Here is a 23,596-nt window from a genome sequence, read left to right on the forward strand (position 1 = left end):
ACGATGACCGACTCGCACACCGTCTCCTTGAAAGCGCGCCTACAGGCGCGCCTGATTCACGGGCTTTGGAAAACACTTGCCCGTTGGCGCCCACCGACCCTGTGGCGGCTGAGCCGATGCCTGGAGCCCCTCTACCGAGCGCTGGCCCCCCGTGAGCGGCGCGTCACTCGCATCAATTTAAAGGCCGCCTACCCGGACATGGACAAGGCCACGCACCGCCGCTTGACGCGAGACAGCCTGACCCATTCGATCGCGACCATCATGGAGCTCGGATTTGCCTGGATCGGCGAGGCACGCAAGGTGGAAACGGCCATTCACGCGGTGCACGGTCGCGAACTGCTGGATGACGCTCGGGCAAGCGGACGTGGCGTTATCGTACTCGCCCCTCATTTTGGCAACTGGGAAGTCTTGAACTTCTGGCTCTCAAGCCACTTTCCCTTTACCGCCATGTACGAGCCTCCGAAGATTGCGCCGCTGGATCCCGTGATTCGGGCCGGACGCGAGCGTAAGGGCGCGGCGCTGGTACCGACCAACTCACGCGGCGTCGCTGCGCTCTTGAAGGCGCTGAAACGCTGCGAGGCGATCGGCATTTTGCCCGACCAGGTGCCAAGCTGGGGCAGCGGCGTCTTTGCCGATTTCTTCGGTCGGCCCGCCTACACTGCCACCTTGCTGCCAAAACTGGTCGCCCGCACCGATGCCCGCGTAGTGGTGGGTGTCGCCCGCCGAAAAACCGACGCCACCGGCGGTTTCGAGATTCATTTTCTCCGGGCCGATGAGCGCGTCTACGACCCTGATGAAACGGTGTCGGCCGCGGGCGTCAACGCCTGCGTCGAGGCCGCGATCGCGCTCGACCCCACCCAGTACCAATGGGAATACAAGCGCTTTCGTCGAACGCCCGGCCAACAGGAAAACAGCCCGGGCTGGAAAGAACAGCGCCTTTACAGCAACAAGCACCGCTGACGCTCAAGCGTGGGCGGCCTCAAAGCCCCTCGAAACGGCCCGCCTGATAGTCGGCGATGGCGCGTCGAATCTCATCGGCGCTGGTCATGACAAAGGGCCCGTGCATGACCACGGGTTCCTCGATCGGCTCGGCGTGCCCGATGATCACCCGAGCGTCCGATACGGCATCGATCACGACACCCTCGCCCTCACGGTCAAATTCGACGAGATGATGCGCCTCAAGCACATCGTCACCGCAGGTCAGCTCACCGTCCACGATATAGAAAAAGAGCTGCCGCCCTCTTGGTACAGGCACGTGCAGGTGGGCACCGCGTGACAGCGCAATAACGCCGAGCATCACGTCGGTGAGGGATTGGATCGGGCCCTGATGCGCTTCATGCGCGCCCGAAATCAGCGTCATCGTACTGCCATCACCCAGATCGAGCGTGGGCAAATCCCGAGCCTCAAGCCCCTTATACGCCGGCGGCGTCATCTTGAGACGACTGGGCAGGTTGATCCAGAGCTGGAGAATCTCGAGCGCGCCCCCGCGTCGCTTGAAGTCCTCCGGTGAACGTTCGGAGTGCACGATTCCCCGGCCCGCCGTCATCCACTGAACGCCGCCTGCGTGAATCACGCTTTGATGATCAGAACTGTCGGCGTGCTCAAGCACTCCATCGAGCACGAACGTCACCGTCTCGAACCCGCGATGCGGGTGCGGTCCGAACGGCAGGCCGTCATTATGGGCCGGATAGGTCTGAGGCCCGTGATGGTTGAGAAAGAGAAACGGATCGAGTTGGTCGACGCCGGGCCCGGGCAGGGGTCGGCGCGTCATCAGATCGCCGATGTCGTCACGGTAGGCGGGGTGACAGGCGATCATCCGCCGAGGCACGAATTCAGACATGAGCTGGCTCTCGCATAAAACGCAGTTCGGCCGCACGATATACAGTGCGGCCAGGTATCAATAGCGACCTTTTGAGCCGCGCCCGCAGTCAGTCCCGGAAGTTGGTGTATTGCAACGGCAGATCCGGCCCCTCTTCCCCTTTCAACAGCGCAATCGCCTCCTGAAGGTCGTCGCGTTTCTTGCCGGACACCCGCACCTTGTCGCCCTGAATCGCCGGTTGCACCTTGAGCTTGGCGCCCTTCAGCAGCTTGACGATCCGCTTGGCATCCTCCTGCTCGAGGCCCTGCTTGAGATCGACTGCCTGGCGCGCCTTGACGCCTGAAAGCTCGGGTTCCTGGATGTCCATGCACCGGGCATCGATGCCACGGGCAATCAGTTTTGCCCGGAGCACATCGATCATCTGTTGCAGTTGAAAATCGACTTCAGCCTCGACCTGAACGCGCTCGCCCTCAAGCGTGTACTGCGCTTTCACACCCCGGAAATCGAACCGATTTTGAATCTCTCGGTTGGCCTGATCAACGGCGTTGGTCGCTTCGTGGCTGTCGAATTCGGAAACGATATCGAAAGATGGCATAACGTTAATTTACCTTTTGCACTAACAACCAGATTAAAAATTAAAAACACACATTTAATTACAAAGTACTACAAAAACAATCTGAAGTTACCTAAGTCTTAGGTAACAAATTTTAAATATAAATTGCGTATATTCTCTTAAATTTCGATTCATCTAAGCGCAAACTCCAATAATGTTTGAAAAGAAACTCATAATATAAATAATGGGCACGCACTTTTCCCAGCACCTTCAATAACGATACGCTTATGACTTCTGCTTCTCCCATCGCCAAATCCAGCAAGCCCCGCTATCAATGGATGGATGCCATGCGCGGCCTGGCTATCTGCCTGGTCGTTTATTTTCATGGTACCGCCACTTTACCGGCAAAACTTGAAGATACATCGCCTATATTTGAAGCATTCGCACTTCCCATGCAACCACTGCGTATGCCGTTGCTCATGTTTTTATCCGGCCTATTGCTTATTGGTTCCGTAAAGAAAGGCCCTAGAAAATTTTTCTCCGGCAAGGTTCAACATATTTTATACCCCTACATTGTATGGACCTTGGTCATGGTTGGCGTCTATAAGATGCGCGAAATCATGCTCGGCAAGGATGGACTCGATTTTGTCCATGCTGTGCTTACAGGGGGGGCAGATCACCTCTGGTTCTTGCACATGCTGTTTCTATTTTATCTTGCCGCCTACTTCCTGATGCATATTCGACCCTGGTTCGGGCTCGTTTTATCCATCGCGCTTTATATTCCGTTCTGGTTGATGGAATACGAGAATCTCCGCTTTTTCCACCACGCCATCTTTTTCATGCTCGGTGGATGGGCAGGCTGCCACATTGCGAAAACCGTTGAGCTCTTGAAACAGCTCCATTGGAGCATTGCCGGAGCGATGTTCATTGCCGGCATGGTCTTTTTTATTGACGGCATGTACGACTATGAGTGGCCTGACGTCTACTTTTTGGACTTTACCGTGGCGGCACTCGCAATCATCCCTGGAGCGATAAAAGCGATGATGTGGGTAAGTACAACCCGGATATCACCGCCGCTTGAGTGGATGGGCAAGAACTCGCTGCCGATCTACATGGTTCACTGGCCACTGATGTATGCATCCCCTGTCTTCATTGCCAAGTTCTACTCCGGCAACCCTGACATCATGCTGGTCTTTTTTATCGCAGGGGTCCTGGCAATGTGTTGTGCAACCGCGTACTTATCCAAAAAGTTTGTACTGGTGTCTCTACTGTTCTCCAGTAAGGCCTGGGGTGAGCTTTACACCTCGATAAAATATTCCAGATCCGGTGTTGCCAGCACAGCCGACTCTTAAACTCGTTTTGAACGTTATTCTAGACAAATCAGCGTCCGCGCTGATTTGTCTAATTGCGCATATTCCATCACGCCCTATTAATGCCGCTACAGCATTACCATCGCATACATTGATCTCAAGCCATTAACGTTATTTGCCCGCATTTAAATGACATTTCCATGCCTACCTGTATGGAAACATCGCACTCTTTTTTCGATTTAAAAAAATAGATACGGCGTCGACTTGACCCGTTATTGCGGCTCACCCAGACTGAGCGCCACGCACAGACAGTGCGCTAACGCTTGACGGGGTGCCGGTGGAACCGGCTGAGATCACTTTGTGTCGCAACGCGATACCACGGTGGATCCCGATGAACCTGATCCGGCTAATACCGGCGTAGGGATCAAGCGGCGATACCACGCCTCCCATGACGTCGTTCGCCTCCCCGATCCTGCGCTCCAGCCGGCATTGATTGCCAACGGGAGCACACATGACCACCCCTCAGTTTCTATCCGAATCCGCTCGCGTCGATGAGGCCGCCATCCAGCCGCTGCCAGCATCGCGCAAGACCTACCTTCAGGGCTCGCGCGCCGATATTCAGGTGCCGTTTCGCGAAATCACGCTTTCTCCGACCACCACCTCGGGCGCGCATGAAGAGAACCCGCCCGTGCTGGTCTATGACACCTCAGGCCCCTACACCGACCCCGCCGCCTCGATCGACATTCGAAAGGGCCTGCCGGAACTGCGTCGTGCCTGGATCGATGAGCGCGGCGACACCGAACGCTTGAGCGGCCTGTCCTCGAACTACGGCAAGCAGCGCGCCAATGACCCGCGCACCACCACCCTTCGCTTCGACTTAAAACGCACGCCCTACCGCGCCAAGGCCGGCCGTAATGTCAGTCAGCTTCATTACGCCCGCCGGGGCATCATCACACCGGAAATGGAGTTCGTTGCGCTGCGGGAAAATCAGCGCCGACAGACACTGGGCTCGGAGGAAGTGGAGCGTCTTTTGAACCAGCAGCATGCAGGTGAGGGCTTTGGTGCGGTACTGCCGGAAGAAATCACGCCTGAGTTCGTGCGGGAAGAAATCGCCCGGGGCCGCGCGATCATCCCCGCCAACATCAACCACCCTGAAACCGAGCCGATGATCATCGGGCGCAATTTCCTGGTCAAGATCAACGGCAACCTCGGCAACTCTGCGGTCACTTCTTCGATCGAGGACGAAGTCGACAAGATGACCTGGGGTATTCGCTGGGGCGCCGACACCATCATGGATCTCTCCACCGGCCAGAACATTCACGAAACCCGGGAGTGGATTCTGCGCAATTCGCCGGTGCCGATCGGCACGGTCCCGATCTATCAGGCGCTTGAAAAGGTAAACGGCGTGGCCGAACACCTGACCTGGGAGATCTTTCGCGACACCCTCATCGAGCAGGCAGAACAGGGCGTTGACTACTTCACCATTCACGCAGGCGTTCGGTTGCATCACGTACCGATGAGCGCCAAGCGCCTGACCGGCATTGTCTCGCGTGGCGGCTCGATCATGGCGAAGTGGTGCCTGGCCCATCACCAGGAAAGCTTTCTCTACACGCATTTCGAAGAAATCTGCGACATCATGAAAGCCTATGACGTGTCGTTCTCGCTCGGCGATGGCTTACGGCCCGGCTCGATCTACGACGCCAATGATGAAGCCCAGTTTGCCGAGCTCGAAACCCTGGGGGAGCTCACCCAGATCGCCTGGAAGCACGACGTTCAGGTCATGATCGAGGGCCCGGGCCACGTGCCGATGCACCTGATCAAGGAAAACATGGACAAGCAGCTCGAGTGCTGCGATGAGGCGCCCTTTTATACCCTTGGGCCACTAACCACCGACATCGCCCCGGGCTATGACCACATCACCTCCGGCATCGGGGCCGCCCAGATCGGCTGGTACGGCTGCGCGATGCTCTGCTACGTCACGCCAAAGGAGCATCTGGGCCTGCCCAACAAGGACGACGTCAAGACCGGCATCATCACCTACAAGATTGCCGCTCACGCCGCCGATCTGGCCAAGGGGCATCCGGGCGCCCAGCGCCGAGACAACGCGCTGTCGAAAGCCCGGTTCGAATTCCGCTGGGAGGATCAGTTCAATCTTGCCCTGGACCCCGACACGGCGCGCGCCTTTCATGATGAAACCCTGCCGAAGGATTCCGCCAAGGTGGCGCACTTTTGCTCGATGTGCGGGCCGAAATTCTGCTCGATGAAAATCAGCCAGGAAGTGCGCGATTACGCGCGCGACAATAATCTCGACGGCGACGAGCAGGCCATGCGCGAGGGCATGAAGGAGCAGGCCGAGAAATTTCGCCAGACCGGCAGCAAGCTCTATCGTGAAGTCTAGGCACATGCGTACTTAAGCGAGTCGATCCACCGGCCGTTATCGGTTTTATAGATAGCGGCCGACGAGAGCTTGCCTCCCAAGACTTTGAATCTCGCCGTAAAGAGGCGCAAAATGCGTCATGCTGCACTGCAAACAAGCAGGCAGAGCGGCACTGCCCCAGCAGGCAGCGTCGGCAGACGAAGCGGCGCCTTGTTATCTCACCGCTTTTAACCGGCACGTGCCGCGATCAGTGCTTTACTTTGGTACGTATAATAAAGCAATTGTCTCGGCCACATGATTTCAGGATTTGACATTGACACACGCTATGAATGAGTCCGTAGACGTCGTTCTGGTCGGCGCCGGCGTCATGAGTGCGACGCTTGCCACCCTCTTGCAGGCGCTCGAGCCTGAAAGCCGGATTGAAATTCTGGAACGACTGGACAGCACCGCCAGCGAAAGCTCGTTTGCCTGGAATAACGCAGGTACCGGGCATGCCGCTCTGTGCGAGTTGAACTACACCCCTCAAGCCGATGATGGCTCGGTCAGTATCGACAAGGCCGTCAGCATCAACACCATGTTCGAGGAGTCCAAGCAGCTCTGGAGCTACTTCGTCGAACAGGGGGACCTGGGCGACCCGCGCGACTTCATTCATCCGGTACCGCACATGAGCTTCGTGCGCGGGCAAAAGGATGTGAATTTTCTTCACGCCCGCTTCGAGGCTCTGAAAGCACATCACTGCTTTGCAGACATGAGCTACACCGAAGACCGCGCCCAGATCGAGCAGTGGGCCCCGCTTTTGCTCGATGGCCGCAACGATAACGAAGCATTGGCTGCCACGCGCGCCGAAGGCGGCACCGACGTCGATTTCGGCGCGCTGACCCGCATGATGCTAAAACGCCTCGAGGCGTTTCCAGACGAGCAGGTCCGCGTCAGCACCGGCCAAAGTGTGACCGACTTGAAACGAAGTGACGACGGCCGCTGGACGGTCTCCGTCGAAACATCAGACGGCAAGACGCGTACGCTCACCGCCAAGTTTGTCTTTCTCGGTGCAGGTGGGGCGGCGCTTCATCTGCTTCAGAAAAGCGAGATCCCAGAAGCCAGTGGTTACGGCGGCTTCCCGGTCAGCGGCCAGTGGCTTCGCTGTGACAAGCCCGAGATCGTCGAGCGTCACCTGGCCAAGGTCTACAGCAAGGCACCGGTCGGCTCCCCGCCGATGTCGGTACCGCATCTGGACACTCGAAACGTCGATGGCTCACCGTCGCTTCTGTTCGGGCCGTTTGCAGGCTTTACCACCAAGTTTTTGAAAACCGGCTCGGTGTTTGACCTGGTCAAATCCGTTCGCGGCTCCAATCTCTCGCCCATGCTGTCGGTTGCAAAAAACAACTTCGATCTTCTCAAGTATCTGATCGAGCAGGTGCGCCAGTCTCATACCGACCGTGTCGATGCACTGCGCGACTTTTTCCCCAACGCACGTGATGACGACTGGCGCCTTGAAGTGGCCGGCCAGCGTGTTCAGATCATCAAGAAAGATCCGGAAAAAGGCGGCATTCTGCAGTTCGGAACCGAAGTCGTTGCTGCAGGCGACGGCTCACTGGCAGCACTGCTGGGCGCCTCGCCTGGCGCCTCTACCGCGACCTCGATCATGCTGGGGCTGCTTGAGCAGTGCTTCCCCGAGAAGTGCCAGTCGCCTGAATGGCAGGAACGTTTGAACGCGATCGTGCCGGCCCGCGCCAAGACACTTGCAAGCCAGGCCGAAACGCTTAATGAGGTGCGCCACCGAACCCACCAGACGCTGAAACTCAACGACCCGACCGTCTAGCGGTGTCTCCTCTGGTACGTAAGCGCGTACCCTAGATATAAAAACGCCCGACCGGAGATAACCCGGTCGGGCGTTTTTACTGGAACAGTCTTGCGCTGATCGAATTACCGAAAAACCAGACGCCGCGTCATGACGATGCCCACCACCACCAGCGCAATGCCCGGCAGGGTCAACATGGCGTACGTGCTTTCGCGGGTAATCGCGAACAGGCCCCATTTCTGAATGAAGACCGGTGCAATGATCAGGATAAGCCCTGCCATGATCATGCCGGCGCTTTTCGCGTATCCCTTGATCAGAAGAGTCAACGACGACACCAACAGCGCAATGACGGTCGTGACCAGCATCATGATCAACCAGGCTGAAGCCATCATGAGCGCGCCTCCTTTTCAAGATCACGCCTGAACGCCAGCTTGAAGCAGGACGCAAGCATGGTGACCGATACAATCATGAACCCAAGACACAGCGGGAGCAGCACACTGTAGGCGTGCTCATAGACCTGAAACAGTGTGATCGAGTCCCACCGGGCAATCAGATCTATGTGCTCGAAAAAGCGCAGCATGTCGATTGGACCGCTGGAGGTCGCCACGACCGCGATATAAGCCGCGTCCGCCAAGAGCACAAGTAACCCGAGCAGCGAAGCCGCCCCCAAGCCTTTTTGCCCCCGCTTGAACAGCGTCAGGGCCCAGTAGGCCAGGGAGGCAAGCACCACCACGGCCACGAGCGTGGCCAACCACGGCGCGGCTGCAACAGCGCCGAACGCCGCCTGTTTGGCGTCGTAGGTTCTGATCACCCCGACCGTCGTTTGCGCCCAGGCCGGGGCGCCCACTACCATCAGCCCTGCAGCACTGGCTGCGTTTTTCCACATAACCGTCTTGCCTCGATGCGATTCTCAAGAAACGGCCACAAGCCTAAAGTAATCCCGCCGCGATGTAATCCCTCATCGCGCATCAAGCCTTGCGTGCAATGACATTGAGCCGCTCGGCAAGGCGCTCCGGCATTTCCATCGGCAGAAGGTGCCCATATCCTTCAAACACCTCGAGCGAGGCATTTTCAAGCATGGGCATGACCAGCGTACGCTGTGTTTCAGGTGGAAGAGAGGGGTCCCGGTCGCCGACAAGCACCCACGTCGGTACCGCAAGTACGCCGATCTCATCGCGCATGTCCTCGGCGTAGGTCGTGCTCGGCCAGGCGCGCCAGGCCTGTGGGTGAGCGTTCATGGCATCTGTAACGGCTGCGTTGTAAAGCGCGGCATCGAGCTCGACACCAATGGCCCCATCGATGAACGCACGCGCCTGAGCCTCGCTGAAATCGAACCCGAGTTGAAATCGCTGCTCTTCCTCGCTGACCGGCTGCGGCCCAACCGGTGCCGGTGCGACCAGAACCAGCGCGTTCAGCCAGTCAGGCCGCTCGGCGGCAAGCATCATGGCAATGCGCCCGGAAAACGAGTGCCCCACAAGGATGACGTTCTCGAGCACCAGCCGCTCGATGCTGTCGCGGGCGTGGCGAGCCATCAAGTGACTGTCGTAACCAGAGTCGTCTCGCGCATCGCCGAACCCGGGCATATCGAGTGTGACGACTCTAAATGACGGGTCGAGGCGATCGATAACGTGCTGCCACTCACGGTGGGAGCTCCCGAAAAAATGCATCAGTACAAGCGTAGGGCGTCCTTGCCCACGGTCACTCGCGATCGTCATGCGTCCCTGTCCTTTACTGAAAAGAAAATGTCCATAAAGCGTAGCGGGCTTTCAAGGCCGCCACATGACACTCACGTGCGCACCCATAAAAAAGGCAGCCCGGAGGCTGCCTTTTCACATCGCTTTAGAAAGCATCACGCGATCAGGTGTGTCGATGATCTTCTTTCTTTTCAGAACGCTTGAACTTTTCGCCGGCCTGATTCTGATCACGCTCGCCTTTTTTCTCAAGGTCATGATCGTCGGTAACTTCACCGGTTTTTTCCTGAATCTTGCCGCCGACCTTGTCGACCAGCTCTTCGGCCTTGGACCGCTTGTCGTCTGACTCTGACATCCATGTTCTCCTTGGTTCAATGCGCTCCCGAATGGCATCGGGAGAAACTTTTGACTGTACACCTAGAGCTTAGAATGAAAACGCCGCCAACGAAACAGAGCATCCGAGGAGAATAGTCGCACCCTCGGTAGCCGAACTTACACCGCGAAGCGCTCCTTGAGATAACGATTGATGTCGTCGGACTCATACATCCATTCCTCGCGGCCGCCGTCATGGACGATTTTCAGGCACGGCACCTTGACGCGCCCTCCGCCACGCTCGAGTTCTTCACGCGCTCCGGCGTCCTTTTGAGTATTTTTCATACTGATGGGCAGCGCGAGACCGTGAATCTGCTTCTTGACCTTGATGCAAAACGGGCAGGAAGCGAATTGATAAAGCGTCAATTGTCGACACGCGGCATCGACCTTGGCCTGTTCTTCCTTTGAGCGAGTAACGGGCTTGGGCTTGGAAAGCGCAGCGTACGCCAGCATGAAGGGCATCAACAGACGCCGCAAAGCCCTGAAGAAAAAGCGGATAACAACGTTCATGGGAGCTCCCGATGATCGGCTCGATAGCAAGAAGGACGCGATGAAAACGAGCCAGTGTACCAGTACACCCATCGAGCACAACTCACACCGGTTCGACGGATTCAACGGCTTCAAGGTCCACAATTCGAGTGTGATTGAGTGTCACTTTCCAGCGACGAATCACCACCTGCTCGCCTTCCATGGTGCGAATCACAAGGTTGACCTGATAGCGCTTCTCCACATCGAAGCGTTGAATTGCCCCATCCTCGACGTCGAATACCTGATAACGGCCCGGGTCCATTAGTCGAGCAATCGACTGGAGATCAAGCGTGATCACTTCACGCGTGCGCTCGTAGCCGCTTAGAAACCGCTTTGGTGTATGCGAGGATCGGCTCTTGTAATGCAGAACGTGCTCATCTCGCTTGGTTACATTGCCCTTGCGGGCACGCCGAATGGCCTCGGGCAGCTTCGGATAGCGGGTGTAATCGAACCACTCGAGCGAGCGCCCCACCATATCCCCACTGAAATTGTCGAAATACTGCCGACGCCACTTGGGCCGCCCGCGCCTGAGCCAGCGCCAGAGTGTGTTGCGAAGGTCGTCCTTGAAGACCTCGCGCGCGGCATACATCAGCGCGACCACCAGCACAAAGCGAAGCGTCAGATCGCCAAGCAGTGTCCGCGCCTCGAACATCAGCATCGACACCACCACCATGACCATCCCCGCCGCCAGCGCCTTGACCCCTTTCTGCTCGAACCGTCCGAGCTCGACCCGTTTCTCCTTGAGTGTGACCGGATACTCGATCAAGCGTCTGAGAAGACGCATCTTGTTGGACATTCGAGACGGACTGGCCATCGCGCGCTCGGAGTTGTATCGACGCTCGCGCCGATACTGGTTTTCCTGCTTGGCCACGTTGATCAACGCCATGCGCCCGGAGCGGGAATCCTCCTGCTCCTCAATGCTTGCCGCCAGCGACAGCATGGTCTGCTCGGTCAGCCAGGAGAGGTAGTTGTCGATATTGATGAAGTATTTGCCAAGCCGCTCTTCGTCCGGTTTCTGGCGCCTGAGCCGCCTCAGAATGCTTTGACACAGCTCGGTCAGCTCATCAAGCTCTGACGATGTCATGGCCTCCTTGCCTTCAAGCGCCCGGGTGCGCTGCTCAAGGGCAACCGCGTATTGAAAGGCATAAAGACTCAGCCCCGACCGATAGCGCTCGGGCGAGAGCTGCGTTCGGCGCGCCAGCCGGCTGTGAATCAGCGGCAGCTCGTGACGCGTGCTGTAATAGGTGCGCTTGATGTGAAGTGCGCCGTGATAGAACTCGCTTTCAGACACCACTTCGGCGCTGAACCCAAGCTCCCCCGGCAAGAAAAGATAGAAGTCGAATTCGTGCGAAGGCTCATCACCCAGAATGCGCGAAATGCGCAGCGAAAAACCTTCTCGATGGTCTACGTTGATCAACCGTTACTCGGTGGTCGGCCCAAAACATCTAGTCTAGCGTACTGAGCGGAAAGAGCATGTAGAAGCAACTCCCCTCCCCCTTGCTGGAACTGAATCCGATCCGCCCGCCCATGCCTTCAGTGAGCTCCTTGCTGAGCGCAAGCCCGATGCCAAGCCCATTGTGACGACGTGTGGTCGACCCATCAGACTGAACAAAGCGCTGAAACACATAGGCCTTGAATTCATTGTCGATGCCGACCCCCTGATCGATCACACTGAGCCGGACTTCGCCATCCAGGCGCTCGCCGACAAGCTCGACGACAGAGCCTGTGGGCGAGAATCGAATGGCGTTATCGATAAAGCAGGCAAACACCTGATCGATCCGCTTGGCATCAACGCGAATTAACGCACGCCGGGCGCAAACAACCTGGAGCGTGATGCCGGACTTGTGGGCCAGCTCACGGTGACGTTCAACCTGACGCTCGAGCAGCGGCTCAATGTCGAGCACATCGAACTCGAACGTCATCTGGCCACTGGTAATGCGCTCCATATCCAGAAGGCTTTCCACCAGCGATTGCAGCTTGAAGCTGCTGTCGTGGGCCACTTTAACCATTTCGATGGCTCTTTCAGGCAACGCACCGAGCACGCCTGCGCTCAACATGCCAAGCGAGGCATTGATCGACGTCAGCGGCGTTCGAAGCTCATGGCTTACCGAGGAAATAAACTCACTTTTAAGTTCGGCCAGTCGGTGGCGCTCGGAGGTATCCATGATCTGAACGATGAACTGGCGCGGAGTGTCATCACTTTCCGGAATGATCGCGCAGCGCATGTCGCCCCATAACCCCCTGCCATCCGCTCCCCGGAACCGACCTTCGAGCTGATAGAACGTGGTGTTGGTCTGGGCAAGAAGCTCACGGCCCATCGCCTTGGCCTTGGCCCAGTCGTCCGGATGCATCAGTTCCTTGAACGCCCGGGTGCGCCAGGTCTCGGTGTCATAGCCGAACAGGGCCGGAAACGCATCGTTGGCTTCGGTAATGTGGCCGTCGAAATCGGTCAGCGCCATTGCAATGGGTGCAGTCGAAAACGCTTGATTAAACTGCTTGCGAGAGGCCTTGAGGGCGTGTTCGCTGATCACGCGAGCGGTCACGTCGTGCATGATCGCGACCGCACCGAGTGGTATTCCTTCCATCGAGACAATGGGGTCTGCGTTGGCGGATACGTGTCGAAGGGGGTGGCCCTTGCGCGCGATGACCATTGGGGCGCCGCGAACGGATTCGCCGTTGAGCGCCCGTATGAGCGGGATACGCTCGAGTGCCAGCGGCGTTTGGCCATCGGCCTCGAACAGATCGTAGTACTCGCTCCACTGCTCGGGGGGCAGGCTTCGAATGTCCGCACCGTGCCATTGAAGCGCGGTTTCATTGAACACTGTCAGCTCCCCTTGCGCGTTGCACGCCACCACTCCGGCCGAGACCGCGCCCATGATGCGCCGATACATGGCCCGTTCGGCCTCGACCGCAACGTGGCCCTGACGCTGCCCGGTTACATCCGAGAGAATGCCGTACCACTTCACCCCGCTTCCAAACCGCTCCGGCATCGCTTCGATGTAAAACCAGAACGCTGCGCCATCGAGGGTGACCTGCACACACACCTGCATTAGCGTCAGGGCACGGCAGGAGGCGATTAGGGACCGCACCAGCAGATGGCGGTCACTTCGTGACATCTTGGTCAGCAAATAACCGGGATCGTCGCGCAGGGTCGATTTCGCAATCCCAGAAAGCGATGGCATCGAGGCACTGATAAACGGTAGCCACAAACGCCCGACGTTGTACTCAAGCTCGAACAGCGCCCCCGGCACCCGATTGGTCAGGTTGGAAAACCGCCCGGCAAGACGCTGATAACTGTTGCGACTTTGGCGAAGCTCAAGCAACTGAACGATCTGGCCGGCCAGAATCTCAAGCGTATGACGTTGAATATCGTTGAGCACGCGCGGTTTGGTATCAATGACACAGAGCGTCCCGAGCGCGAAGCCATTGGCGCTTTTGAGCGGCATGCCGGCGTAGAAGCGAATGAACGGCGGGCCGGTCACCAGGGGGTTGTTGGCAAGGTGGGGCGTTTCGTGGGTGTCTTCAATTTCATAAAGCGCGCCCTGCAGGATGGCAAAGCCGCAAAACGCCATCTCTCTTGGGGTCTCGGTCACATCGAGGCCAATGCAGCTCTTGAACCATTGGCGCTTTTCATCAAGCAGGGAAATGAGTGCAATCGGCGTGTCGCAGATCGCACGGGCAAGCTCGGTCAATCCGTCGAAATCGGCTTCGGCGGGGGTATCGAGAATCTTGAACAGCTCGAGCTCTTCAAGCCGTTGCGCCTCATCTGCCGGCAAGGGCGCAGGCTTGTAATCGGTGGATTCATTCATCGTCGATGCCCTGTTTTCTCAACTACATTCGATACACCAAGCATCGGTATAACGAAGAAAAACTGAAGATGGCAGACGGTGTTTCAGGGGCATTTATTCAAAAAAAATTATATTTTCTGTAATGATACACCCTGAAAAAAAGCAATTTTTCTTATTATCCCTCAGTGATCGGTCACGTTTCACAGAAGCTGAAACGACAGCGCCTGAGCGATAGTGACCACCGCAATAACCAGCATGCTTAAAAATGTGGCCGCCGTGATCAGCGCCGCTTGCACCTTCGAACACCTGTGCGCCTGAGCGACGCCGACCACCGTGAGATACCACCCGAATACGATCAGCCCCATCTTGATAAACGACATCACAAGCGCGGCTGCCTGACCGCTGACCGCGTCACCCACGGTAAAATAATTCATGCCGGTCAACGCGATCTGGGTGAGCTCGAGCAGCAGCACCAAACACAGCGGCACATTCGACCAGAGCAGCACCTTGAACAGATCAAGTGCCGTACCCCGCCCGCCAAGTGCTCGACCCATCATCGTAGTAAGCGCCACCATCAACGCCATGCCGAGTACGCCGGAAGCAGCGCCCCCAAGCACCACCAGCCCCACGATGGCCATCAGACCATGCGTCAGTCCGATCCCGGCAAGACTTGCGGTTTCAATGCTCCACACCCATCCCATGCTGAGGATGAGCACCATCGCATACGCTCGGGGCGCAGCGATCTTGAGCAGATCAGTCATGGTATGGCGAGGCGTCAGCCATAACGCAATCCATGGGCTGGATCGTCTCTGGGCGAGGTAGGACGTTCGGGTCAATCGAGCACCTTTTGAATGTTTGCGTATCATGTCGCCAAGCGACTCAGGTACTTTAATCGGCCGATACCAAGCTATGCTTTGATCTAACGGATTTTCTGATTGGATACCCGACATGCCCGAGCGCAGTACTGCCACCGACAAACATGACGCCGCCACCTCTGCCGTGACGCCCATGCAACTGCCGCTCAAGGCAATGCTGTCAGCGCTTTGGCGCGTCAAGGGGCTGATGACCGACACCTACGCGAACATGGTGGCCGCAAGCATCGCCTTCTACGGCTTGCTGGCCATTTTTCCCGCCATTGCGGCTTTGATTTCTCTGTGGGGGCTGATTTCAGATCCCGCGGCCGTTCAGAATCAGATCGATGCCATGAGCGGTTTCGTGCCTCAGGAGGCGGTATCCATCGTCAGTCAGCAGGCGTTGAAGGTAAGTTCCAACCCACAAACCGGAATGAGCCTGACCGCGATCGGGGGGCTGCTGTTTACGTTCTACAGTGCCTCGAAAGGCGTGCGGGGGTTCATGGCCGGGCTTAACATCATGTACGGCGAGAGTGAGCACCGCGGCCTGATCCGCCAGACGCTGACCAACGTCATCCTTACCATGGCGCTGGTGGCGTCAACGATCGTGACGCTCGGCGCCCTGGCGCTTGTGCCACTGGTTCTGCACTTCCTGCCGATTCACGGTGCAATCGAATGGATCGTTCTGTCGCTTCGCTGGCCACTGCTTCTGATGCTGGTGATGTTCTCACTGGCTCTTTTATACCGCTTCGCGCCGGATCGTCGCAGTGCCCGCTGGCAGTGGCTGACGCCCGGCGCATTCGCCGCCACCGTTCTCTGGCTGGTGGGCTCGATCGGTTTTTCGGTCTATGTGCGCAATTTTTCGAACTACAACGAAACCTATGGCTCACTCGGAGCCGTGGTGATCCTTTTGATGTGGTTCTGGCTTTCGGCCTACATCGTTTTACTTGGCGCAGGCATCAACCGGGAGTTCGAACGGGAAACACGGGAAGACACAACGGTTGGTGAGGATCGCCCGCTCGGGGAGCGCAACGCGTTCGCCGCCGATACGCTGGCCGGGTCGGAAATCGAGAAAAAAGACTGACCTGTTTAACGAATGCGTCACATAAACTACATTGAGATGTACATGCAGGATGCATGCAATACGCGAAAGGAGAAAAAGCGATGTCTATGAAAACCCGTTTGCTGGGCATGACCCTTGTAACTGTCACCACCTTTGGCGCCACCAGCGCGATTGCGGCGGATACCACCAATGTGCAAGGGCTTTACAGTGCCGATGAACTGATGGACGCCGATGTCTATCTGAAATCGGACAGCAACCGCGAAATCGGCGACGTGGAAGACATTCTGCTCGGCGAAGACATGAGCGTCCAGGCGATTGTCATCGATGCAGAAGGACTTGATAAGGAAGGTAACTACGTCATCAAGAAAGGCGACTTCACGGTTCAGACCAGCCCGGATGACAACCTGGACAACATCGAGTATCGCGTGACGGTCGACATGGATGAAAAGGCCATTGCCGACCAGCCGCAGTACACCAACGACTGGTGGCAGTCCTCCAAGGCGCAGGCAGCCGACGCGTGGGATCACACCAAGAAAGGCGCACAGAGCGCCTGGAACAGCACCAAGTCTGCAACGGCCAATCTGCTTGATAGCGCAAGCGACGCCATCGACAACTGAGTTATGTTCTCGCACGAAAAAGCCCGCCTTGAGCGGGCTTTTTTATATGACCACGGTGCACCGAAAAACACGGCACAGTCGCGTGAACACCCGGACTACTGCCTTGGAATCAAGACCTGATCAAGCCGATAGATGCGCCCCGACGTGAACGCCTGAACAGCCTGCGCCTCGACGCCGCTGACTCGAAGCGCGCCCGATTCGGCTTCGATTATAAGCGATTGGCCCTGGTTGGATCCCAGCGCATGGCGCTGTTTCGCTTCCTTCGGCGCGATGTTTCCGGCCACCAGGTGCAGGTTCAACACATCACGTAACCGGTCTCGGTTGCTGCTTGAAAACAACTTGCTCTTGTCGGGCACATCAAGCCGTGCGAATGCCTCGTTTGTCGGCGCAAACACCGTCACCGGGTGCGCCGTATCCGCACCCTTGAGCTTGTCGTCGAGCCCCGTGAGTTCGAGCCCCTTAACAAAGCGCGAATACTGTGGCGTCGACTCAAGCGTCGTCCACAGGGCGGAATCCGCCTGCGCGGTAAGCGATGTCAGCCCGAGGCACACCGCGATGAACACCTTCCTTGCTGATTTCATGTCCTCTCTCCCTGTTGCAGATAAGACGTCGGCCACCCTTCCTTGCATCGCTCAAGCCATCAGGACGACGCCACCTTGAACGGCAGCGCCTGGGCGGCCTCGCCACGCACGTCGTCCATCACCGAACGTTCACGCTCGAGAAAATCCGCCACTGCCTGATGAAAGCGCGCGTCCCTAAGCCAGTGCAGCGAGTAGGTCGTTATAGGTTCGAACCCGCGTGCGATCTTGTGTTCCCCCTGGGTGCCAGGGTCGAACCGGGTAAACCCATGTCGAATGCAGTACTCGATGCCCTGATAGTAACAGGCCTCGAAATGCAGGCTGTCTGCTTGCACCTCGCTGCCCCAGTAGCGCCCATACAGCGTGGTTTCGCCCTTGAAATAAAGGGCCGCCGCGACCGGACGTTCAGCCACACGCGCCTGAATCAGCATCAAGCGCTCCGGCATGGTGGCCAGAAGCCGCTTGAAAAATGCGTCGCTGAGATACGGTGACTGCCCCCGTTCGAAATAGGTGATCTGATAACAGCGATAAAAGTGAGTGATCGCGGCCTCATCGATGGCCTCGCCATCCAGACAGTGAAGCGTGATGCCCTGCTCGGCCACCTTTCGACGCTCCCGGCGCACTTCCTTTCGGCGCTTGGAGGTCATCAGACCGAGAAACGCCTCAAACGTCTCATACCCACGATTGAACCAGTGATACTGCATGCCATGACGCATCAGAAGCTCGGGAAAATGCTGTTGCCATAGCCGTGTTTCGGCGTGATCCGGAAACAGCAGATGCCAGCCGGAACCGGCATGCGTTCGAATCGAACTCGACACAAGCTCGAGCGCGCACTCGGGCGCGATATGATCGGCAAGAACAAGGCGCGGCCCGGTGCTTGGCGTGTAGGGGATCGCCGAGATCTGCTTGGGGTAGTAGACCTGCCCTGCACGCTCCCAGACATCTGCCCACTGCCAATCGAAGATGTACTCCCCGTAGGAGTGGGCTTTATCGAAGCTCGGCAGAAAGCCGACCAGCGTGTCGTGCTCCATCAACACCCGATGACATGGAGACCATCCGGTATCTTCGCTGACATCACCGGTGAGCTCCAGGGCACTTAAAAAGGCGTGGCGCATGAAGGGGTAATCCGGGTCGACCAGAGCGTCCCAGGCAGAGCGCTCTATTTCGTCAACGCCCTTGATCTCGCGAAGTTCGAGTGTCATAACTGTCTGCCACGTTTACTGTTGAGCCAATCACTTTGGCCAATCACACCTGAATCACCATGACCCTACCTGACAAACACGCCTCGACCAATGTCATGGCCCTTGTGGCCTTCGGACTGAGCCTTCTGTCCTTTTTCGTCGCACCGGCCTGCCTCGGTAGCATCGTCTGCGGCCATGTCGCCCGGGCTCAGATACGGCGCAGCCACGAAAACGGAGACAGCTGGGCGGTGGCGGGCCTGGTCATCGGCTATCTCATGTTGCTTGCCTCGGTGGCCGGTCTTCTGGTGTTCGGCGGTGTCATATTGACGTTTTTTGGCATCGCGGCGCTGGCGTGAGCCTGCGCCATGCATCATTCAACTTAGACGCACGCCACCGATGACGCTAAGCTCGCTCATCGATATCACGGCAGGACACCCAAGGTCAGATGCTCGATTCAATACTGGACAACGATTTCTACAAGTTCACCATGCAAAACGCCGTGGTGAAGCTCTTCCCGAACGCGCACGCCCGCTACAGCTTCATCAACCGGGGGCAACACAGCTTTCCACCGGGGTTTGCCCAAGAGCTTCGCCGGGCCGTCGATGAAATGGCCCACCTTCGATTGACCGAAGACGAGCGGGGCTATCTGGAAACCACCTGCCCCTACCTCGACCCGACCTATCACGATTTTCTGCAAGGCTTTCGCTTCGACCCGAGCGAAGTCAGCATTGAGCAGCATGGCGATCAGATCGAGGTGCATGTCGAAGGGCTCTGGTATCGCACCATCCTGTGGGAAGTGCCGTTGATGGCGCTGATCAGCGAGCTTTGGTATACCTGCCGCGGCGTGGTGCGGATCGAGGATGACGCCATCGTCGAGCGCACGCGCCAGAAGATCGAACATTACAGCCATATCGGTGTGCGTATCGCCGAATTCGGCACCCGTCGACGGCACTCCTTCAAGGTGCATGACACCGTGGTCGATGCGCTCGCTCGCTTCGGTCAAGGCAGCTTCACCGGCACCAGTAACGTCTATCTGGCAATGAAACATGATGTCAAACCACTCGGCACTCATGCCCATGAGTGGTTCATGTTTCACGCCGCGCGTTTCGGCTTCAAGATGGCCAACATCCTGGCACTGGAACACTGGGTCAACGTCTACCGGGGTGATCTCGGTATCGCGCTGTCCGATACCTTCACGACCCAGGCCTTTTTCGAAAGCTTCGACAAGATGTTCGCCAAACTGTTCGACGGCGTGCGTCACGACAGTGGCGACCCCATCGCGTTTGCACGTGCAACCATCGAGCATTACGAAAGCCTGGGCATCGACCCCTTGAGCAAGACCATCATCTTTTCCGACGGGCTCGACCCGGACAAGGTCGATAACATTGCCCGGTTCTGTACGGGCCGTATCGGCATGTCGTTTGGCATCGGCACCAACTTCACCAACGATGTCGATGTCGAACCCATGAACATCGTGGTGAAGATGACCGCCACACGCCCACAGGGGCAGCAGTGGATGCCGGTCATCAAGCTTTCTGATGTGCGGGAAAAAAATACCGGCGACCCGGAAATGATCACACTGGCGCGAAAGGTGCTTTCACTCGATGAGTGACCCGGCGCAGAAGACACCGCAAGCGCGCAGAAAGCGCCCTTGCGGCCACGAGGTACTGACAAGTAGTACCTGCTTACTGTGAGCTCGGGCGCCCGGCGCCGCTTGAAAAGACCTTGTTGAACAGGTTCAACATGACCTGCCAAGAGGCGGCGTCAGCGGCGGGGCTGTAGGCCAGCGGCAAGCCGAATTTTTCCGCTTTTGCATCAACGTAGGGGTTGGTAAAGGCGTGCTTGGCACCTGGGTACTGGATGAGCGTGACGTCAGTATCCACCGACTCATAGGTTTCCAAAAGCGCGGCAAGGTCTTCCTGCTTGACCAGCTCATCGTCCAGGCCGTTCTGAATCAACACACGCCCATCAAAATGGGTTGGCGTCTGAACGACCTGGCCGGGACTGCCGTGAAAGCTGACGACCGCTCTGAACGGCATGCCATCGAGCGCGGCATTAAGCACGACGCCACCGCCGAAACAGTAACCGATGGCGGCCACCCGGTCTGGGTCGACGCCGCCTTCGGTTTTCAGAATATCCGTAGCCGCACGCAAATTGGCCTCGGCCGCCGACCAGTCACTCATGACCGCCTTTGAAAACGCGCCGGCCTCATCGGGGTGCTCGGCGGTCTTGCCACTGCCGTACATATCCACCGCCATCGCCACGTACCCGAGCGCAGCCAGTTCCTCGGCGCGCTGGCGAACGTACTCGGTCTGCCCCCACCACTCATGCACCAAAAGAATGCCCGGCCGATTGCCTTCGGCCTTGGTATCACGGGCAAGAAAGCCGGTGTAGCTTTCGCCGTTGACGCTGTAGGTCACTTCATTGGTGTGCACGTCCGGGCCGATGTTTCCGATCACACTGCCCTCGGCCCCATAGGCACCGACACTGGCCATCAAAAACCCGATCCCAAATACTGTCGTTTTCATCGTGTCTTCTTCCCCTTGTTTGACATGGCCGCACCGGCTTGAAATGACCATGCAGACCTGAAATCACCATACAGGCTTGAAATCACATGGGCGAATACGCCTGAGCGCTCACGCACCGCGCCGACCCGCGCACAGCAAAACGCCGCGCAAGCGCGGCGTTGTTCAGGCTCGTCGACGAGGTTTCTGCTCTTCCTTGAAAGCGTCATCGTCGGCGCGCCGACGTGAGGCCTCGACCAGTGCAGCCAGATGGTCGTGCGTCATGACCACTTGCTCGGGCCGCTCGGCGTCTTCCCACAGCACATCAATAATTGGATAGTCACCGCACTGATCAATTCCGGTGACCTTGCCGGACCGATCACACCGGCTGTCTTTCAAAATCGCTCCCAATAACTGAGAAACGCCACAAACATAGTGTTTCATGGGCCCAGGCCTTCGGTCATGTTCAACACGACCGCTTTTGTAATGTTAAGAATGTGTAACCGTATAGACCGATGGTTTGTCAAGCCATCCTCGAATAAGTTTCGCTACTTCTACACATTACAAAGCCCAAGTCAATCAAGGCGCGCACTGTGACCACCACGTCGCCAGCGCCTCAAGGCTGTCTACAGTATGAGTCGGCGCCAGCGCCTCGTCCTCGATCACGGAGCAGTCACGGTGCACCCAGGCTGCATTGAGGCCCACATGGCGCGCGCCCTGAATGTCCCAGGCATTACTCGATACTAACCAGGTAGTGTCCGGGCTGGACCCCATTGTCCGCATCAAGTGCAGATAGACCTGAGGGTCTGGCTTGAAGCGCTTGATGTCATCGACGCTTACCAGCGCATCGAACTGATCGATAAGCCCTGCCTGGGTAAGCACATTCCGCATGGCATCAGCAGTGCCATTGGAAAACGCCACCATGGTCACGTCTTGTGCCCGTAACGCCTTGAGCCCCGCCAGCGTGTCGCTGTGCGGTGGGAGCGTGCCATAGCCCTTCAATATAGCTTTGCGCTGCGCCTCATCCAGGTGATGCCCGCCCTCTTTTAGTACCGCATCGAGCGCATCCTGCGTACAGAGTGCGAAATCGACATAACGCCCCATCAAGCCTCGCCGAAAGGCCAAATTCAATTGACGCGCTCGCCAGGCCTCGCTCACCGCCTCGGCCTGATCGCCAAGCGCGTCGCGCATCATGTCGGCAAGTGCCCCCGTGTCGAGCAGCGTTCCATATACATCGAACGCTAGCACCGGGCGCAAGGCTTTCTCCGTGGTCATATCCCCTCCCTGGATAACTGGGCCATAAAAAAAGGCAGCCCAGGGCTGCCTTTTTTCTAGAAGAGCTAGAAGCATAGAGCGCTTACCAGGTCTTCGCCATCGCAAGCGCGGTATCGAGCATACGGTTGGAGAAGCCCCACTCGTTGTCGTACCAGGCCATGACCTTGACCAGATTACCTGACACACGAGTGTGGTTCTGATCGAAGATGGACGAGTTGGCGTTGTGGTTGAAATCGATCGAGACCAGCGGCTTGCTATTGACGTCGAGAATCGGAGACGCCTCGGCTGCCTTGGCCACCAACGCGTTGATCTCTTCCTTGGTGGTCTCTCGAGACGCGGTGAACGTCAGATCCACCACGGAAACGTTGATTACCGGGACACGAACCGCGAAGCCATCGAGCTTACCGTTCAGATCCGGAAGCACCTTGCCCACGGCCGCGGCGGCGCCGGTCTTGGTCGGGATCATGGAGTGCGTGGCGCTTCGCGCACGGAACGGATCCTTGTGGTACACGTCAGCCAGGTTCTGGTCATTGGTATAGGCATGAATGGTCGTCATCAAACCGGTTTCAATGCCGACGCCTTCGTGAAGCGCCTTGGCAACCGGCGCCAGGCAGTTGGTGGTGCAGGAGGCGTTGGAGACCACCTTGTGTTCGGCGGTAAGCGTTTCGTCGTTGACGCCGAAGACGATGGTGGCGTCCGCATCCGGGCTCGGCGCCGAAATCAGCACGCGGCTCGCGCCAGCTTCGAGGTGCTTGCCGGCCGCCTCACGGGTGGTAAAGATGCCGGTGCATTCCATGACCAGATCGACCTTAAGGCTACCCCACGGCAGTTGCGTCGGATCGCGTTCGGCCAGAATGCGGATCTTGTCGCCATCGACGCTCAGGTTCTCGTCATCATGAGACACGGCGAAATTGAAGTGACCGTGGGTCGTATCGTGTTCGAGCAGGTGGGCGTTCAGTTCAGGGTCGCCCAGATCATTGATGGCCACGACTTCAACCTGATCCCGGTATCCATTTTCATACAGCGCTCTGAGGACGTTTCGACCGATTCGACCAAAGCCGTTGATTGCTACGCGCAAAGTCATTTCCTGCTTCCTCCTGATTCCATAGATGATCGCTGTACTGCCAAGGACGACGGTGTAGTCCTACTACACTTCCCTCACCGCCACGTGCGTCCTTATTGCAAAATTCTGCGTATCAAAGTAGACCAAAATGCCCTTTTTTGAAACATTACTACGAAACGAGGGCAATCTCGACCCAAAACGGGGCATTATTCCCCCCTCTTTTTTGCT

General features: G+C 57.5%; 24 protein-coding genes and 1 riboswitch. Of the genes, 8 read left to right on the plus strand and 16 right to left on the minus strand.

Annotated features, from left to right (window positions below; translation table 11 throughout):
• Nucleotides 1–3 precede the first annotated feature (3 nt).
• Nucleotides 4–960 carry a lysophospholipid acyltransferase family protein gene (locus NAT49_RS10885; RefSeq protein WP_251594078.1) on the plus strand — a complete coding sequence of 319 codons (957 nt, stop codon included), beginning with the start codon at nt 4–6 and terminating at the stop codon, nt 958–960.
• 19 nt (nt 961–979) lie between these two features.
• On the opposite strand, the gene NAT49_RS10890 is transcribed toward NAT49_RS10885, so the two are convergent.
• A complete protein-coding gene (locus tag NAT49_RS10890) occupies nt 980–1,840 on the minus strand; it encodes a pirin family protein (protein ID WP_251594079.1) in 861 nt (286 codons plus the stop codon).
• 88 nt (nt 1,841–1,928) lie between these two features.
• The gene (locus NAT49_RS10895; protein ID WP_251594082.1) at nt 1,929–2,414 is read right to left on the minus strand and encodes a YajQ family cyclic di-GMP-binding protein; all 486 of its coding nucleotides are present in this window, start codon (nt 2,412–2,414) and stop codon (nt 1,929–1,931) included.
• 245 nt (nt 2,415–2,659) lie between these two features.
• On the opposite strand from NAT49_RS10895, the gene NAT49_RS10900 reads away from it, so the two are divergent.
• From NAT49_RS10900 to mqo, 3 genes are all read left to right on the plus strand, one after another.
• Complete coding sequence (locus NAT49_RS10900) at nt 2,660–3,724, plus strand: acyltransferase family protein (RefSeq protein WP_251594084.1); 1,065 nt, start codon at nt 2,660–2,662, stop codon at nt 3,722–3,724.
• Between the two features lie 275 nt (nt 3,725–3,999).
• A riboswitch (TPP riboswitch) is annotated at nt 4,000–4,123 on the plus strand.
• A 70-nt stretch (nt 4,124–4,193) separates the two neighbouring features.
• A complete protein-coding gene (gene thiC, locus NAT49_RS10905) occupies nt 4,194–6,080 on the plus strand; it encodes a phosphomethylpyrimidine synthase ThiC (RefSeq protein ID WP_251594085.1) in 1,887 nt (628 codons plus the stop codon).
• A gap of 304 nt (nt 6,081–6,384) precedes the next feature.
• Nucleotides 6,385–7,878, plus strand: coding sequence for a malate dehydrogenase (quinone) (mqo, locus tag NAT49_RS10910; RefSeq protein WP_251594086.1), 1,494 nt, complete (start codon nt 6,385–6,387; stop codon nt 7,876–7,878).
• Nucleotides 7,879–7,982: 104 nt separating this feature from the next.
• Here mqo and NAT49_RS10915 read toward each other — a convergent pair whose 3' ends face one another.
• The 8 genes from NAT49_RS10915 to NAT49_RS10950 form a co-directional block, all read right to left on the minus strand.
• A complete protein-coding gene (locus NAT49_RS10915) occupies nt 7,983–8,249 on the minus strand; it encodes a hypothetical protein (RefSeq protein WP_251594087.1) in 267 nt (88 codons plus the stop codon).
• Nucleotides 8,246–8,743, minus strand: a complete 498-nt coding sequence (locus NAT49_RS10920) for a hypothetical protein (protein WP_251594088.1) — start codon at nt 8,741–8,743, stop codon at nt 8,246–8,248. The genes NAT49_RS10915 and NAT49_RS10920 overlap by 4 nt, the downstream gene beginning before the upstream one ends.
• 82 nt (nt 8,744–8,825) lie before the next feature.
• Entirely contained in the window at nt 8,826–9,572 is a 747-nt protein-coding gene (locus tag NAT49_RS10925) for an alpha/beta fold hydrolase (protein ID WP_251594091.1), read from the minus strand.
• 142 nt (nt 9,573–9,714) lie between these two features.
• A complete protein-coding gene (locus NAT49_RS10930; protein WP_251594093.1) occupies nt 9,715–9,903 on the minus strand; it encodes a hypothetical protein in 189 nt (62 codons plus the stop codon).
• A 137-nt stretch (nt 9,904–10,040) separates the two neighbouring features.
• Nucleotides 10,041–10,430: a glutaredoxin family protein gene (locus NAT49_RS10935; protein WP_251594095.1), complete on the minus strand. Its 390-nt coding sequence runs from the start codon at nt 10,428–10,430 to the stop codon at nt 10,041–10,043.
• A gap of 82 nt (nt 10,431–10,512) precedes the next feature.
• Nucleotides 10,513–11,865 carry a hypothetical protein gene (locus NAT49_RS10940; RefSeq protein ID WP_251594096.1) on the minus strand — a complete coding sequence of 451 codons (1,353 nt, stop codon included), beginning with the start codon at nt 11,863–11,865 and terminating at the stop codon, nt 10,513–10,515.
• Nucleotides 11,866–11,893: 28 nt separating this feature from the next.
• Nucleotides 11,894–14,257 (minus strand): PAS domain S-box protein, encoded by a 2,364-nt coding sequence (locus tag NAT49_RS10945; RefSeq protein ID WP_251594099.1) that lies wholly within the window; start codon nt 14,255–14,257, stop codon nt 11,894–11,896.
• Nucleotides 14,258–14,436: 179 nt separating this feature from the next.
• On the minus strand, nt 14,437–15,246 hold the full coding sequence (locus tag NAT49_RS10950; RefSeq protein WP_309619151.1) for a YIP1 family protein: 810 nt from the start codon (nt 15,244–15,246) through the stop codon (nt 14,437–14,439).
• On the opposite strand from NAT49_RS10950, the gene NAT49_RS10955 reads away from it, so the two are divergent.
• Both NAT49_RS10955 and NAT49_RS10960 read left to right on the plus strand, forming a co-directional pair.
• Nucleotides 15,185–16,171 carry a YihY/virulence factor BrkB family protein gene (locus tag NAT49_RS10955; protein ID WP_251594102.1) on the plus strand — a complete coding sequence of 329 codons (987 nt, stop codon included), beginning with the start codon at nt 15,185–15,187 and terminating at the stop codon, nt 16,169–16,171. The genes NAT49_RS10950 and NAT49_RS10955 overlap by 62 nt on opposite strands.
• An 80-nt stretch (nt 16,172–16,251) precedes the next feature.
• Nucleotides 16,252–16,767, plus strand: a complete 516-nt coding sequence (locus NAT49_RS10960) for a PRC-barrel domain containing protein (RefSeq protein WP_251594105.1) — start codon at nt 16,252–16,254, stop codon at nt 16,765–16,767.
• Nucleotides 16,768–16,862: 95 nt separating this feature from the next.
• Here NAT49_RS10960 and NAT49_RS10965 read toward each other — a convergent pair whose 3' ends face one another.
• Nucleotides 16,863–17,348: a fasciclin domain-containing protein gene (locus NAT49_RS10965; protein ID WP_251594107.1), complete on the minus strand. Its 486-nt coding sequence runs from the start codon at nt 17,346–17,348 to the stop codon at nt 16,863–16,865.
• Nucleotides 17,349–17,407: 59 nt separating this feature from the next.
• On the minus strand, nt 17,408–18,547 hold the full coding sequence (locus NAT49_RS10970; protein ID WP_251594109.1) for a GNAT family N-acetyltransferase: 1,140 nt from the start codon (nt 18,545–18,547) through the stop codon (nt 17,408–17,410).
• 59 nt (nt 18,548–18,606) lie between these two features.
• On the opposite strand from NAT49_RS10970, the gene NAT49_RS10975 reads away from it, so the two are divergent.
• Together NAT49_RS10975 and pncB are read left to right on the plus strand one after the other, a co-directional pair.
• The gene (locus tag NAT49_RS10975; protein WP_251594111.1) at nt 18,607–18,882 is read left to right on the plus strand and encodes a DUF4190 domain-containing protein; all 276 of its coding nucleotides are present in this window, start codon (nt 18,607–18,609) and stop codon (nt 18,880–18,882) included.
• A gap of 89 nt (nt 18,883–18,971) precedes the next feature.
• Nucleotides 18,972–20,138 carry a nicotinate phosphoribosyltransferase gene (gene pncB, locus NAT49_RS10980; protein WP_251594113.1) on the plus strand — a complete coding sequence of 389 codons (1,167 nt, stop codon included), beginning with the start codon at nt 18,972–18,974 and terminating at the stop codon, nt 20,136–20,138.
• 73 nt (nt 20,139–20,211) lie between these two features.
• On the opposite strand, the gene NAT49_RS10985 is transcribed toward pncB, so the two are convergent.
• The 4 genes from NAT49_RS10985 to gap form a co-directional block, all read right to left on the minus strand.
• Nucleotides 20,212–21,054, minus strand: a complete 843-nt coding sequence (locus NAT49_RS10985; protein WP_251594115.1) for a dienelactone hydrolase family protein — start codon at nt 21,052–21,054, stop codon at nt 20,212–20,214.
• A 162-nt stretch (nt 21,055–21,216) separates the two neighbouring features.
• Complete coding sequence (locus NAT49_RS10990; RefSeq protein WP_251594117.1) at nt 21,217–21,474, minus strand: hypothetical protein; 258 nt, start codon at nt 21,472–21,474, stop codon at nt 21,217–21,219.
• Nucleotides 21,475–21,609: 135 nt separating this feature from the next.
• Nucleotides 21,610–22,305 (minus strand): haloacid dehalogenase type II, encoded by a 696-nt coding sequence (locus NAT49_RS10995; protein ID WP_251594124.1) that lies wholly within the window; start codon nt 22,303–22,305, stop codon nt 21,610–21,612.
• A gap of 82 nt (nt 22,306–22,387) precedes the next feature.
• A complete protein-coding gene (gap, locus tag NAT49_RS11000; RefSeq protein WP_251594131.1) occupies nt 22,388–23,389 on the minus strand; it encodes a type I glyceraldehyde-3-phosphate dehydrogenase in 1,002 nt (333 codons plus the stop codon).
• Nucleotides 23,390–23,596 lie beyond the last annotated feature (207 nt).

It is taken from the genome of Larsenimonas suaedae (assembly GCF_023712105.1).
GTDB classification, from domain to species: Bacteria; Pseudomonadota; Gammaproteobacteria; order Pseudomonadales; family Halomonadaceae; genus Larsenimonas; species Larsenimonas suaedae.